Annotated in this window: 12 protein-coding genes; 7 read left to right on the top strand and 5 right to left on the bottom strand. The window is 59.7% G+C overall.

Annotated elements, in window-relative coordinates; genetic code table 11:
* Window positions 1–39 precede the first annotated feature (39 nt).
* Genes ACM6IT_RS13980 through ACM6IT_RS13970 form a run of 3 tightly spaced genes read left to right on the top strand, consistent with a single transcriptional unit; the run spans window position 40 to window position 2,155 of the window.
* On the top strand, window positions 40–531 hold the full coding sequence (locus tag ACM6IT_RS13980) for a helix-turn-helix domain-containing protein (protein ID WP_095942253.1): 492 nt from the start codon (window positions 40–42) through the stop codon (window positions 529–531).
* Window positions 528–1,805, top strand: a complete 1,278-nt coding sequence (locus ACM6IT_RS13975) for a type II toxin-antitoxin system HipA family toxin (RefSeq protein WP_414918202.1) — start codon at window positions 528–530, stop codon at window positions 1,803–1,805. The genes ACM6IT_RS13980 and ACM6IT_RS13975 overlap by 4 nt, the downstream gene beginning before the upstream one ends.
* Window positions 1,802–2,155 (top strand): DUF1493 family protein, encoded by a 354-nt coding sequence (locus ACM6IT_RS13970; protein WP_414914120.1) that lies wholly within the window; start codon window positions 1,802–1,804, stop codon window positions 2,153–2,155. The genes ACM6IT_RS13975 and ACM6IT_RS13970 overlap by 4 nt, the downstream gene beginning before the upstream one ends.
* Before the next feature lie 58 nt (window positions 2,156–2,213).
* Here the strand turns inward: ACM6IT_RS13970 and ACM6IT_RS13965 are convergent, their stop codons facing one another.
* From ACM6IT_RS13965 to ACM6IT_RS13955, 3 genes are all read right to left on the bottom strand, one after another.
* The gene (locus ACM6IT_RS13965; protein WP_223541933.1) at window positions 2,214–3,755 is read right to left on the bottom strand and encodes a phosphoenolpyruvate carboxykinase; all 1,542 of its coding nucleotides are present in this window, start codon (window positions 3,753–3,755) and stop codon (window positions 2,214–2,216) included.
* Window positions 3,756–3,935: 180 nt separating this feature from the next.
* A complete protein-coding gene (gene hslO, locus ACM6IT_RS13960; RefSeq protein ID WP_414914119.1) occupies window positions 3,936–4,838 on the bottom strand; it encodes an Hsp33 family molecular chaperone HslO in 903 nt (300 codons plus the stop codon).
* Between the two features lie 362 nt (window positions 4,839–5,200).
* The gene (locus ACM6IT_RS13955; RefSeq protein ID WP_008045331.1) at window positions 5,201–5,608 is read right to left on the bottom strand and encodes an RNA-binding S4 domain-containing protein; all 408 of its coding nucleotides are present in this window, start codon (window positions 5,606–5,608) and stop codon (window positions 5,201–5,203) included.
* Window positions 5,609–5,842: 234 nt separating this feature from the next.
* On the opposite strand from ACM6IT_RS13955, the gene ACM6IT_RS13950 reads away from it, so the two are divergent.
* A complete protein-coding gene (locus ACM6IT_RS13950; protein WP_080925313.1) occupies window positions 5,843–6,304 on the top strand; it encodes an ATP-dependent zinc protease in 462 nt (153 codons plus the stop codon).
* A complete protein-coding gene (rimK, locus tag ACM6IT_RS13945; protein WP_007972871.1) occupies window positions 6,301–7,206 on the top strand; it encodes a 30S ribosomal protein S6--L-glutamate ligase in 906 nt (301 codons plus the stop codon). The genes ACM6IT_RS13950 and rimK overlap by 4 nt, the downstream gene beginning before the upstream one ends.
* 177 nt (window positions 7,207–7,383) lie before the next feature.
* Here the strand turns inward: rimK and ACM6IT_RS13940 are convergent, their stop codons facing one another.
* Both ACM6IT_RS13940 and ompR read right to left on the bottom strand, forming a co-directional pair.
* A complete protein-coding gene (locus ACM6IT_RS13940) occupies window positions 7,384–8,697 on the bottom strand; it encodes an ATP-binding protein (protein WP_056726917.1) in 1,314 nt (437 codons plus the stop codon).
* 115 nt (window positions 8,698–8,812) lie between these two features.
* Window positions 8,813–9,553, bottom strand: coding sequence for a two-component system response regulator OmpR (gene ompR, locus ACM6IT_RS13935; RefSeq protein WP_056726918.1), 741 nt, complete (start codon window positions 9,551–9,553; stop codon window positions 8,813–8,815).
* Between the two features lie 359 nt (window positions 9,554–9,912).
* Here ompR and ACM6IT_RS13930 point away from each other — a divergent pair, with 359 nt between their 5' ends.
* A complete protein-coding gene (locus ACM6IT_RS13930; protein ID WP_056726919.1) occupies window positions 9,913–12,237 on the top strand; it encodes a Tex family protein in 2,325 nt (774 codons plus the stop codon).
* The gene (locus ACM6IT_RS13925) at window positions 12,237–12,620 is read left to right on the top strand and encodes a PaaI family thioesterase (protein WP_056726920.1); all 384 of its coding nucleotides are present in this window, start codon (window positions 12,237–12,239) and stop codon (window positions 12,618–12,620) included. The genes ACM6IT_RS13930 and ACM6IT_RS13925 overlap by 1 nt, the downstream gene beginning before the upstream one ends.
* Window positions 12,621–12,703: the final 83 nt, after the last annotated feature.

Below are 12,703 nucleotides of genomic sequence, written 5' to 3'. Positions count from 1 at the left end.
TCTGGCAGTTATAGCGCCTTAATGAAGGAATATTGGCATATGGCCAAGAAGACAGCTCCGCTCTTGCCCGCCGCTTCCAGACTACTTTTCGAGTTCGGCGAGCGACTGAAACTCGCTCGCCTGCGCCGCAAACTCACGGCTAAACAAGTCGCCGAGAGGGCGGGCATGTCACTGACAACTTTGCGCTCCCTGGAGTCAGGTGGGTCAGGGGTGACCATCGGAGCCTACCTGTCTGTCATGCAAGTTCTGGGTCTGGAAAAAGACTTGAGCAAACTAGCGGCATCCGATGAAGTGGGCCGTCAACTGCAGGACGCGCAACTGAAATCCAGGACCACCTCCGCCACAGGCTCAAGCCAGCGAGCACGCAGAACGAGTGCATTGAAAAAAAATGCTCCAATACCTGAAAAAGGCACTGGAGTGATTGAAAGTGCCACCACAGCAGATCTATCCGCTGACTACCCCTTCAACACCCACTCGCTTTCCAATCTATTGACCAAGAAAAAAACCAAGTCCACGACAGGTGAGAAATGACTCAGATTGCGGTGTATGCCGATTGGGAGTCCTTGAGTGGACCCAGACGTCTCGGCTTCCTGCATGCCCGAAAGGCCCGCTCCACAGAAGTCTTCGAATTTGAGTACGACAAGGCTGCGCTGGCAGATCCCGAGTTGAACTTCACACCCCTGGACCCTCGAATCGGGCTCTATGAAGGTCGTCAGTTCCCGGGGCAACATCAAAACCGATTTGGCGTGTTCGCTGATTCAAGCCCGGATCGGTGGGGTCAATTACTGATGAAGCGACGACTGGAACGCGATATCCGCGACGGCCTGGCTGCCAAAGGCAGCAAGCTCCACGAGTCAGATTTCCTGTTAGGCGTACATGACCTCTATCGGGTCGGTGCGATCCGCTACAAACTCAATGACCAAGGCAACTTTCTCGATGATCGTGATGGCGTGGCCGCCCCACCCTTCATTGAGTTGCGGGCATTGGAGCAAGCAAGCCGCGCTTTGGAAAACGATCCGGACAACACCTCACTCGATGGCCGCGAGTGGCTGAGAATGCTGATCGCACCTGGAGGCTCACTGGGTGGCGCCCGCCCCAAGGCCAGCGTTGCAGACGAGCAGAGTCACTTGTGGATTGCCAAGTTCCCCAGCACCCGCGATGACTATGACATTGGCGCTTGGGAACTGGTGGTGAATGCCTTGGCCAATCATTGTGGTCTGCGAGTCGCGACCGGTATCGCCCGACGCTATGCCAGTGATCATCACTGCTTCATGGTCAAGCGCTTCGACCGCACTGAACGGGGTGGCCGACTGCACTTTGCCTCAGGCATGACCATGACTGATCGCATTGACGGTGACGATGCCTCAGTCGGCGCGAGCTACCTTGAGTTGGCTGAAGTGCTCATGGAGCACGGCTCGGAAACCAAAGCAGACTTACGGGAATTGTGGTCTCGGATTGTGTTCAACATCCTGGTCTCCAACAGCGACGATCACCTGCGTAACCATGGCTTTATCCTCGATCCGGGTCGTGGATGGCGATTGTCTGCCGCCTATGACATGAACCCGGTGGCCTATGCCGACGGCTTGAAGCTCAACATCACCGATACCGATAACGCACTGGATCTGGAACTGGCCCGGGAAGTGGCAGAGTATTTTCGGGTCAGTCGTGCGGATGCAGATAACATCATCGACAGCTTCAAAGAAGTTGTCAGCCAATGGCCAACACTAGCGGGGGCATTGGGGCTATCGAAACGTGAGCAGGATAATATGGCGCCTGCATTTCGATTAGCGGAGCCTACGTCATGAACCTCGCCCCCAACCTCCCCGACGACGACTTGATGCAGCAACTCATGCAATTGCTGCATGAAGAACTCGGCTTCCCCGAACGCAAAACCATCAACCTCGGCACCTCGATCAATTTCGACCTGGGCTGCAACGGTGCAGACGCCCGGAATTTGATCGAAACCCTGGAAGACCACTTCGCCATCGATTTCGTGGATTTCGACAGTTATCGCTATTTTCAGCCCGAAGGCTTTGACGTGAATCTAAAGCGAAAAGCCAAGGGTCGCGGCGAGAAGGTGCCATTGACCATCGGCATGCTCTACCGGGCCATCAAGGCCGAACGCTGGGACACGCAGGAACTGGAAGGCCTGTAACGACGCGAACAAAAAAGCCGCCCCGAAGGGCGGCTTTTTCATTACTTCAATCCAAAACTTACAACTTTGGACCCGCAGCCTTGATCGCGTCGCTCACTTCGAACTTCTTGAAGTTCTCGATGAACAGGCCGGCCAGTGCTTTGGCGGCCTCGTCGTAGGATGGCTTGTCAGCCCAGGTGTTGCGTGGGTTCAGCAGGCCAGTCTCAACGCCCGGTACGGCCACTGGCACGTCGAGGTTGATGGTGTCCAGGTGCTCGGTCTCGGCACCGATCAGCGCGCCGCTCTGGATCGCTGCGATCACGGCACGGGTGGTCGGGATGTTGAAGCGTTTGCCGACGCCGTAGCCACCGCCGGTCCAGCCGGTGTTGACCAGGTAGACCTTGGAACCGAAGCCGCGGATGCGCTTGATCAGCAGCTCAGCGTATTCGCCGGCCGGACGCGGGAAGAACGGTGCGCCGAAACAGGTGGAGAAGGTCGACTTGATGCCGCTGCCCGAACCCATTTCGGTCGAACCGACCAGAGCGGTGTAACCGGACAGGAAGTGGTAAGCCGCTTGTTCTTCGTTGAGGATCGACACTGGCGGCAGCACGCCGGTCAGGTCGCAGGTCAGGAAGATCACAGCGTTCGGCTCGCCACCGAGGTTCTTCTCGGAGCGCTTGGCAACGTGCTCCAGCGGGTAGGCGGCGCGGCTGTTCTGGGTCAGGCTGACATCGGCGTAGTCGGCGTGCTTGGCATCGTCGATAACGACGTTTTCCAGTACCGCGCCGTGCTTGATGGCTTTCCAGATAACCGGCTCGTTCTTCTCGGACAGGTCGATGCACTTGGCATAGCAACCGCCTTCGATGTTGAACACGACGCCTTCGCCCCAGCCGTGCTCGTCGTCACCGATCAGGTAACGGCTTTCGTCGGCCGACAGGGTGGTCTTGCCGGTACCGGACAGACCGAAGAACAGGGTCACGTCGCCTTCTTCGCCGATGTTGGCGGCGCAGTGCATTGGCAGTACGTCGGCAGCCGGCAGCAGGAAGTTCTGCACCGAGAACATGGCTTTCTTCATTTCACCGGCGTAACGCATGCCGGCGATCAGCACTTTCTTCTGTGCGAAGTTGAGGATCACGCAGCCGTCGGAGTTGGTGCCGTCACGCTCTGGCACGCACTCGAAGTTGGCAACGTTGAGGACCTGCCACTCGTCACGACCCGCCGGGTTGTACTGAGCCGGGTTGATGAACAGGCAACGGCCGAACAGGTTCTGCCAGGCAGTCTGGGTGGTCATCTTCACGGCCAGGTAGTGCTCGGAAGCCGCACCTACATGCACGTGGGAAACGAAATGCTCTTGCGCGTTGTTGAATGCCTCAACGCGAGCCCACAGGGCGTCGAACTTGTCGGCCGGGAACTTGCGGTTGATCGGGCCCCAGGCGATAGCGGCCTGGGTGCTTGGCTCTTCAACGATGAAACGGTCGACTGGCGAACGGCCGGTACGGTGACCGGTACGAACAACCAGTGCGCCGGTATCGGCAAGCTCGCCTTCACCGCGATTGAGGGCTTCTTTAACCAGATCATCAACACTCAGATCGGTGTACACGGCATTGTTGGCTTGCGTCATGAGGTTCCCCGTCGGCCAGTGGCCGAGTGCTCCAAACGTTTTTGTAGTAGAAAGTCGTGCACTACTACCGCGAAAAAAGTGGGCCGGATTATGCCAGAAAAGCCCAAAAAGAGTAGGCCCCTCCTGTCGTAACGGCGTTAATCCGGCACAAGGCAGTGAATTTACCTGCGCTGAATCGTTTTAGTGACGGGTATCTGACGGCGTCTCGATACCCGCGCCGGCGAACAATTGAGTGACATCGGCCGCGTCAAACAGGTAGCGCTGATTGCAGAACTGGCAATCGATTTCGATGTTGCCACCGTGTTCGACCACCAGTTGCTGCGCGTCTTCCATACCCAGACTGACCAGCGCATTGGCCGATCGTTCGCGCGAGCAACTGCAACGGAAGCGCAGCTTCTGCACATCGAACAGACGCACCTGCTCGTCGTGATACAAGCGATGCAGCACGGTTTCGTTGTCCAGGCTCAACAGCTCATCGGCGGTCAGCGTACCGCCCAGGGTGGTGATGTGCTGCCAGCTGGCGGCGCGTTCGTCTTCGTCTTTCAAACGGTCGGCAGGCAGTTGTTGCAGCAACAGGCCACGGGCGCGACGGCCATCGGCGTACAGCCAGAAACGCGTGCCGACTTGCTGGGACATGACGAAGTAGTTGGTGAAGCATTCGGACAGGGTGGCGCCGTCGAGGTCGACGATGCCCTGGTAGCGCTGGCCCTGTTTCGGGTCGATGGTCAATGCCAGCACGCCGTCCGGCATCAGGTCGGCCAGGGTTGCATCGGCAGCGATGCGGTCCGCGTCGTAACGGGCCAGACCACGGATGTCGCGCTCGCTGGAGCACTCGATCATCAGCAGCGGGATCGGGCCTTCGGAACGGGCCTGCAGAATCAGCAAGCCATCGAACTTCATCGTGCCGACCAGCAACGACGCGGCCGCCATCAGCTCGCCGAGCAGTTGCGCAACCGGCTGCGGGTAGGCGTGTTTGGCCAGGACTTCGGCGTAGCTGAGCTCCAACGAGACCAGCTCGCCACGGGTGTCGCTGTCATCGAAGATGAAGCGTTGGGTGAAGTCGTTATCCGCGTGATCGGTCATAGGTCTGGGTATCTGAAGTAGTGAAAATGGTTACAGGAAACAGGAAATTGACCTTGCGCCACCCCTCGGGTGCGCAACGTTCAGCCATGAAAGGCATTTTATGAACAATCCGGGCCTGATCCAAGCAAGGTGGAACAAGCGCTGATGGGTTCCGGGTCGCTTCCCGCCCTGCACTGCTGGCAATGTGGTTATGGCCTACAGGTCAGAGACTGTGTGTGATTTTCGACGAGCGGCGATATCGTCCATGCAATGCACTGCTGGCCAGGCACAGATATGGATGCGCACCGGGTCAATTGCAAGTCTGGGCCCGAAGGCGCGGTGAAACTGGCGAGTGCGCGGCACTCGCCCGAGCAATATCTGTATCAGTCGTCGTTACTGCTGCCACGAAACTTGAACAAATCCCGCCGCTGCTTCTTGCTCGGCTTACCGTCGGTGCTCACGCCCAGGGCTCCGGCCTTTCTTTGCGCCGCAGCCTCTTCGCGCTTGGCGATGCTGGCCAGGGTCTCGGCATACAAGGTTTGCGCCTGCGGTGCGCCGCGACGAACGATCGACAGTGCCAGGACTACCACCGTGCGCTCCTCGAAACCGGTGCGAATCACGAACTCATCGCCGATTCGTGGCTCTTTACCCGGCTTGCAGCGTTCGCCCCGGCAATGCACCTTGCCGCTTTCAATCGCTGCCTTGGCCAGGGCGCGGGTTTTGTAGAATCGTGCAGCCCACAACCATTTATCGAGGCGGACTTTGTCGTCCTCTTCGTTTTTTTGTGCCATGGAATTTCCTCATTCTGAAATATTGGTGAACTGTACTACCGTTTCTGACGTACCAAGAATTTCACCGGCTCGGATTACAATGCCGACATTCCATAACCTCCCTGGGAGGCTGGAAATCCGGGCCGTAGATATCTGTCGCCTTTTAATCATTATTCTGCGTGAATACCGCGAATCAGGCCGCATGCGGCCCGAGCGGTTTCTACCGGTTGAGCACTATTGAAGACATTTGACCATTTGACCGTTGTCGGTCTGCGCGAGTGGGTGGCGCTCCCGGATTTGGGAGTCGCCGGCCTTCGGGCAAAAATCGACACCGGTGCCAGCACCTCAAGCCTCCACGCCACCGAAATCGAGCCGTTCGAGCGCGATGGTGAGCAGTGGGTGCGTTTTACCGCCCACCTGGGTTCCGTCGTACAACTGCGCCACCGACGCTGCGAAGCTCCGTTGGTGACGATGAAAACCATTAAAAGCTCAAACGGTCACGCGCAGGTGCGATACGTGATCAGCACCACCCTGGCCCTTGGTGATCGGGTCTGGCGGGTCGAGTTCACGCTCGCCTGCCGCAAGTCCATGCGTTATCGCCTGTTGCTCGGTTCCAAAGCCCTGATCCACGGCCAGTTGGTGGTCAATCCGGGCATCAAGTATGTACAAGACAAGCCGGTGTTCCCGGTATCTACCTCCTCCACAGGTGTTGCATGAAGATCGCTGTGCTGTCGCGGAATCCGCGTCTGTATTCCACCCGTCGTCTGGTCGAAGCCGGTACCGAGCGTGGCCATGAAATGGTGGTGGTCGACACCTTGCGCGCCTACATGAACATCGCCAGTCACAAGCCGCAGATCCACTACCGCGGCAAACCGCTGGAGGGTTTCGATGCGGTGATTCCACGGATCGGCGCATCCGTGACCTTTTATGGCTGCGCAGTGTTGCGCCAGTTCGAAATGATGGGGGTATTTCCGCTCAACGAATCGGTGGCCATTGCCCGTTCCCGGGACAAGCTGCGTTCACTGCAATTGTTGTCCCGTCGCGGGATCGGCTTGCCGGTGACCGGGTTTGCCCACTCCCCCGATGACATTCCCGACCTGATCGAAATGGTCAACGGCGCGCCGTTGGTGATCAAGGTGCTGGAAGGCACCCAGGGCATCGGCGTGGTGCTGTGCGAAACCGCCACGGCCGCGGAATCGGTGATCGAGGCGTTCATGGGCCTCAAGCAGAACATCATGGTTCAGGAGTACATCAAGGAAGCCGGTGGTGCGGACATTCGCTGCTTCGTCGTCGGCGACAAGGTGATTGCAGCGATGAAGCGCCAGGCCAAACCCGGCGAATTTCGCTCCAATCTGCATCGCGGTGGCAGCGCGAGCCTGATCAAGATCACCCCGGAAGAGCGCATGACGGCGTTGCGTGCGGCGAAGGTCATGGGGCTGGCGGTGGCAGGCGTCGACATCCTGCGCTCCAATCACGGGCCGTTGGTGATGGAAGTGAACTCGTCGCCAGGGCTTGAGGGGATTGAGACCACCACCGGGAAGAATGTGGCGGGGATCATCATTGAACATCTGGAGAAGAATGGCGGGCCGAATATGACCCGGACCAAAGGGAAGGGCTGAGGCTCATCTACTGTGGCGAGGGAGCTTGCTCCCGTTGGACCGGGCTGGCGCTCCAGACCGAAGGACTCCCAAATCTCACAATCGTGTTCTTGTACTTCAGACACGGTTGTCTGGTTTTGCAGCTGCTGCGCAGCCGAACGGGAGCAAGCTCCCTCGCCACAAAGGCCTCTGTGTTTGCTAAACGGCATCCCGCGGCAGCATCAACCCCAACGGCAACCGCACCCGCGCTTCCAGCCCTCCGCCCGAGCGGTTGCGCAGCTCAACGTTGCCGCCATGCATCGAAGCAATCCGCTTCACGATTGCCAATCCCAACCCGGTACCCTTGCCACCCCGGGCACGATCACCGCGGGTGAACGGATTGAAAATCGCCTCCAGCTCCGAAGGGTCGATCCCGGCGCCACGGTCCATGACACTCAGCACTACATACGGTGCGCTGGTGTCCCCGGACACATACGCCGCCACCTCTACACCGCTTCCGGCATGATGCAGCGCGTTGCCGATCAGGTTGTTCAGCAGCCGCTTCATCGATACCCGACGCAGCGGAAACGGCTGGATAGGCTCCAGGCGCAATCGCACTTTTTCTTCGGTCTGGTTAAACGGCGCGGCAACTTCACGGACCAGCTCGCTCAGGTCAACCTCTTCCACCGACTCGTCGCGCCCGTCACGAATGAACGCCAGGAACTGATCGAGAATCGCGTCCATGTCTTCGATGTCGCGCACCATGTCGTCGGTCAGGTCGGTGTGATCGCCCATCAATTCCAGGGACAGGCGCAAGCGGGTCAACGGCGTGCGCAAGTCGTGGGACACTCCGGCCAGCATCAGTTCACGCTCGCGACCGGCCTGCTCGACGTCTTCGGCCATCTGGTTGAAGGCGCGGTAAACCTCGGTCATCTCACTCGGTGTATCGCTGATTGGCAGGCGCACGCTACGGCCCTGGCCGAGTTGCCGCGCGGCATACACCAGACGCTTCAAAGGTTGATTGAGCTGGCTGACAAAGATCCAGGCCGAAGCGGTGGACAGCAGGCCAATCGCGAGGAACCAGCCCAGCACGTTCCAGATTTTCTGGCCGCGCAACGGATGGGGATAAAGCGGTACTTTCAGCCAGCCATCGCCCAGGCTTGGCGCCCGGACCCAAAGCGCCGGTGGCGAATGCATGCGCAGCCGGACTTCAGTGTCGGCACCCAGCTCCGCTTGCATCTGCCGCTGGTAGATCTCGCTGTAAGGCCAGTGCTGTTCGCCTTCCGGCACGCCGGCACCCACTACCCGGATCAAGGTCGCGGCCTCGGCAATCTTGCCGCGGTTTTCTTCATCGGCCGCCCAATAGGCGCGCAGCGTCAGGGCGACACCGTGGCTGTACTGGCGGTCCACCAGCACGTCTTCGTTCATCAGCAGATAAACCAGGGTCAGTGCCTTGGAGAAGAGTACGACGATGAGCACCAGCCAAAGGGTGCGGGAGAAGAAGCTCTGGGGGAACCAAACGGGGGTTTTCATGGATAACCGTTAAACACTTGCAGGAGCGAGCGATGCTCGCATATTGCGGGTCGCGAGTCTGCGGACAGGATCGATTGATCCGCTGTCCGCGTGACCCGCTCCTACAAATCGCCAATCACTTGGTGGCGGCACCATCCGGTACAAACACGTAACCCACGCCCCAGACAGTCTGGATGTAACGCGGTTTGGACGGATCGGGCTCGATCATCCGGCGCAGACGGGAAATCTGCACATCGATGGAACGCTCCAGGGCATCCCACTCGCGACCACGGGCCAGGTTCATCAACTTGTCGCGGGTCAGCGGTTGACGGGCGTTCATCACCAGGGCCTTGAGTACAGCGAACTCACCGGTGGTAAGCATGTGCACTTCTTCGCCGCGCTTGAGCTCGCGGGTGGCCAGGGACAATTCGTAGTCACCGAAGGTCACGCTTTCGTCTTCGCTGCCCGGGGCGCCAGGCACTGGAGCCGACTGGCGACGCAATACCGCCTTGACGCGAGCCATCAGTTCATCGGGGTTGAACGGCTTGGCCAGGTAATCGTCGGCACCCAGCTCCAGGCCCTTGATGCGGCTCAGCTCGTCGCCCTTGGCGGTGAGCATGATGATCGGAATCTGGTTGTTCGCGTTGCGCAGGCGGCGGCAGGCAGTCAGGCCGTCTTCGCCCGGCAACATCAGGTCGAGGACGACCAGGTTGAACACTTCGCGCGCCAGCAGGCGATCCATTTGCTCGGTGTTCGGTACGGCGCGGGCGCGGTAGCCTTTGCTGACGAAAAAACGCTCCAGCAGGCTGCTGAGCCCCGGATCGTCGTCAACGATAAGAATTTTTTCGCCTTCAGCAGTTTGTGCAGTGCTGCTCATTGGATGCTCCTTTGATCTCGGCACGCATTATGGCGTAGCTGCCGTTATACGCACCGTGTGCATTGTTAGCAGATTTTTCCTCTAGCGCCAGAAAACCGGCCATTGCACCTGCATCCGCGATGTCCCCGAATGCCGGAACGCTGGTTATAATGCGCGGCCTTTTGTGTCAGGCAACATCAGACAGGTACTACAGACCGACACCATTTTTTTCATGGCGCCGGCAGTAATTGTTCGATTTCACGGGTCAACGGGATACCTTTTGATCCAGGTAGCGGCGCAGGCCAGGCCGCTCAACCAGACTCGCCCAGGCCCTATCCCGGCGCCTGCGAGCCTGCTTTCACAATTTTTCAGGTGGTTTTATGGACAGCATCAACAGCCGCATCGCCGAGGAACTCGGTGTACGCCCACAACAGGTCGAAGCGGCCGTCGCGCTACTCGATGAAGGCTCTACCGTTCCCTTCATCGCCCGTTACCGGAAAGAAGTGACCGGCAGCCTCGACGATACGCAATTGCGTCATCTGGAAGAGCGCCTGCGCTACCTGCGAGAACTCGACGAACGGCGTATCAGCATCCTCGCCAGCATCCAGGAGCAGGGCAAGCTGACCCCGCAACTTGAGCGCGACATCAAGCTCGCCGACACCAAGACCCGTCTCGAAGACTTGTACCTGCCGTACAAGCAGAAGCGCCGCACCAAGGGCCAGATCGCCCTGGAAGCCGGCCTCGGCGAGCTGGCCGACGGCCTGTTCAACGACCCGTCCCTGAGCCCGGAAACCGAAGCCGCACGCTTTATCGATGCGGAAAAAGGCGTGGCCGATGTGAAGGCGGCCCTCGAAGGCGCCAAGTACATCCTCATGGAACGCTTCGCCGAAGACGCGGGCCTGCTGGACAAGCTGCGCAATTACCTGAAGCAGGAAGCCACCCTCAGTGCCCGCGTGATCGCCGGCAAGGAAGAGGAAGGCGCCAAGTTCCGCGACTATTTCGAACACGACGAACCGCTCAAAAGCATGCCGTCGCACCGCGCGCTGGCAATTTTCCGTGGCCGTAACGAAGGCATCCTCAGCTCCGCGCTGAAAGTCGGCGACGAACTGCCAGGCACCATGCACCCGTGCGAAGGCATGATCGGCCAGCAATTCGGCATCCAGAACCAGAACCGCGCCGCCGACAAATGGCTGGGCGAAGTGGTGCGCTGGACCTGGAAGGTCAAGCTCTACACCCACCTGGAAACCGATCTGCTGGGCGAGCTGCGCGATGGCGCGGAAACCGAGGCGATCAACGTGTTCGCCCACAACCTGCACGACCTGCTGCTGTCGGCCCCGGCCGGCCCGCGCGCCACTTTGGGTCTCGACCCGGGCCTGCGCACCGGTTGCAAGGTCGCCGTGGTCGACTCCACCGGCAAACTGCTGGATCACGCAACGGTTTACCCGCACGTGCCACACAACAAGTGGGACCAGACTCTCGCCGTGCTCGCCGCCCTGTGCGCCAAGCACTCGGTGGACCTGATCGCCATCGGCAACGGTACCGCCAGCCGCGAGACCGACAAGCTGGCCGCTGAACTGATCAAAAAATACCCGGCCATGAAGATGACCAAGGTCATGGTTTCCGAGGCCGGTGCATCGGTTTACTCGGCGTCGGAGCTGGCCTCCAAGGAATTCCCGGACCTCGACGTGTCGATCCGTGGCGCCGTGTCGATTGCCCGTCGCCTGCAAGACCCGTTGGCTGAGCTGGTGAAGATCGACCCGAAATCCATCGGTGTCGGCCAGTACCAGCACGACGTGTCGCAACTGAAACTGGCCCGTGGCCTGGATGCGGTTGTCGAAGACTGCGTGAACGCCGTCGGTGTCGACGTGAACACGGCTTCCGTAGCGCTGCTGGCACGGATCTCCGGCCTCAACGCGACCCTGGCGCAGAACATCGTCAGCCATCGCGACGAGCATGGCGCGTTCAAGACCCGCGCAGCGCTGAAGAAAGTCGCGCGCCTGGGCGAGAAAACCTTCGAACAAGCCGCCGGATTCCTGCGCGTCATGAATGGCGAAAACCCGCTGGATTCGTCGGCGGTTCACCCGGAAGCCTATCCGCTGGTTCAGCGCATCGCCGCTGAAACCGAGCGTGACATCCGCTCGCTGATCGGCGATGCCGCGTTCCTCAAGCGTCTCGATCCGAAGAAGTACACCGATGAAACCTTCGGTCTGCCGACCGTGACCGACATCCTCCAGGAGCTTGAAAAGCCTGGGCGTGACCCGCGTCCCGAGTTCAAGACCGCCGAGTTCCAGGAAGGCGTCGAAGACCTCAAGGACCTGCAACTGGGCATGATCCTCGAAGGCGTGGTGACCAACGTGACCAACTTCGGTGCCTTCGTCGATATCGGCGTGCATCAGGACGGTTTGGTGCACATCTCCGCACTTTCGGAGAAGTTCATCAAGGATCCACGGGAAGCGGTGAAGGCCGGTGACGTGGTGAAAGTGAAGGTCATGGAAGTCGACATCCCGCGCAAACGCGTGGGCCTGTCGATGCGCATGAGCGACACCCCGGGCGAGAAAATCGACGGCGCTCGCGGCGCGCGTCCGGGGTCGGCGCCACGCCAGTCCCAGAACACCGCACCGCGCAAGGAAACCACGGCGGCAGCACCGAGCAACAATGCCATGGCTTCGTTGTTCGCCAATGCCAAGCAGTTGAAGAAACGCTGATGGACATTCCCGCCGGGCTGACCGAAAGCGCGTTTTTCAAGCTGTTGGGCTGCCGCTTGCACAGTCTGGAAACCGGGGTGGCGCAAGTCGCCCTGGCGCTGGAACCCGAGCTGCGCAATCGCGGCGGCAAGCTGCACGGCGGGGCCTTGTTCAGCCTGGTGGACATTGCCATGGGGCTGGCCTGTTCCAGCACCCACGGCTTTGACCAGCAGAGCGCGACCATCGAGTGCAAGATCAACTACATCCGCGCCGTCTCTGACGGCGAGGTGATGTGCACGGCGCGGGTGATCCACCCGGGTCGCCGCACATTGGTGGTCGAGGCCGATGTGGTGCAGGGCGACAAACTGGTCGCAAAAGCACAAGGCACGTTCGCTGTCCTGTAGCTACTCGTTATCGATTTGAGTTAATTTCAGCAGAACGCAACCTGTGGGAGCGGGCTTGCTCGCGAAGGCGGTGTATCAGGTGG

Source organism: Pseudomonas sp. IT-P4, assembly GCF_949767755.1.
GTDB classification, from domain to species: domain Bacteria; phylum Pseudomonadota; class Gammaproteobacteria; order Pseudomonadales; family Pseudomonadaceae; genus Aquipseudomonas; species Aquipseudomonas monachiensis.
Note: the sequence above shows the minus strand (reverse complement) of the source record. Positions and strands in the feature narration are given on the sequence as shown.

Excerpts from the sequence above, each read along its gene's own strand:
- ACM6IT_RS13980 (WP_095942253.1), top strand. The coding sequence starts at position 40 with ATGGCCAAGAAGACAGCTCCGCTCTTGCCCGCCGCTTCCAGACTACTT.
- ACM6IT_RS13975 (WP_414918202.1), top strand. The coding sequence starts at position 528 with ATGACTCAGATTGCGGTGTATGCCGATTGGGAGTCCTTGAGTGGACCC.
- ACM6IT_RS13970 (WP_414914120.1), top strand. The coding sequence starts at position 1,802 with ATGAACCTCGCCCCCAACCTCCCCGACGACGACTTGATGCAGCAACTC.
- ACM6IT_RS13965 (WP_223541933.1), bottom strand. The coding sequence starts at position 3,755 with ATGACGCAAGCCAACAATGCCGTGTACACCGATCTGAGTGTTGATGAT.
- hslO (WP_414914119.1), bottom strand. The coding sequence starts at position 4,838 with ATGACCGATCACGCGGATAACGACTTCACCCAACGCTTCATCTTCGAT.
- ACM6IT_RS13955 (WP_008045331.1), bottom strand. The coding sequence starts at position 5,608 with ATGGCACAAAAAAACGAAGAGGACGACAAAGTCCGCCTCGATAAATGG.
- rimK (WP_007972871.1), top strand. The coding sequence starts at position 6,301 with ATGAAGATCGCTGTGCTGTCGCGGAATCCGCGTCTGTATTCCACCCGT.
- ACM6IT_RS13940 (WP_056726917.1), bottom strand. The coding sequence starts at position 8,697 with ATGAAAACCCCCGTTTGGTTCCCCCAGAGCTTCTTCTCCCGCACCCTT.
- ompR (WP_056726918.1), bottom strand. The coding sequence starts at position 9,553 with ATGAGCAGCACTGCACAAACTGCTGAAGGCGAAAAAATTCTTATCGTT.
- ACM6IT_RS13930 (WP_056726919.1), top strand. The coding sequence starts at position 9,913 with ATGGACAGCATCAACAGCCGCATCGCCGAGGAACTCGGTGTACGCCCA.
- ACM6IT_RS13925 (WP_056726920.1), top strand. The coding sequence starts at position 12,237 with ATGGACATTCCCGCCGGGCTGACCGAAAGCGCGTTTTTCAAGCTGTTG.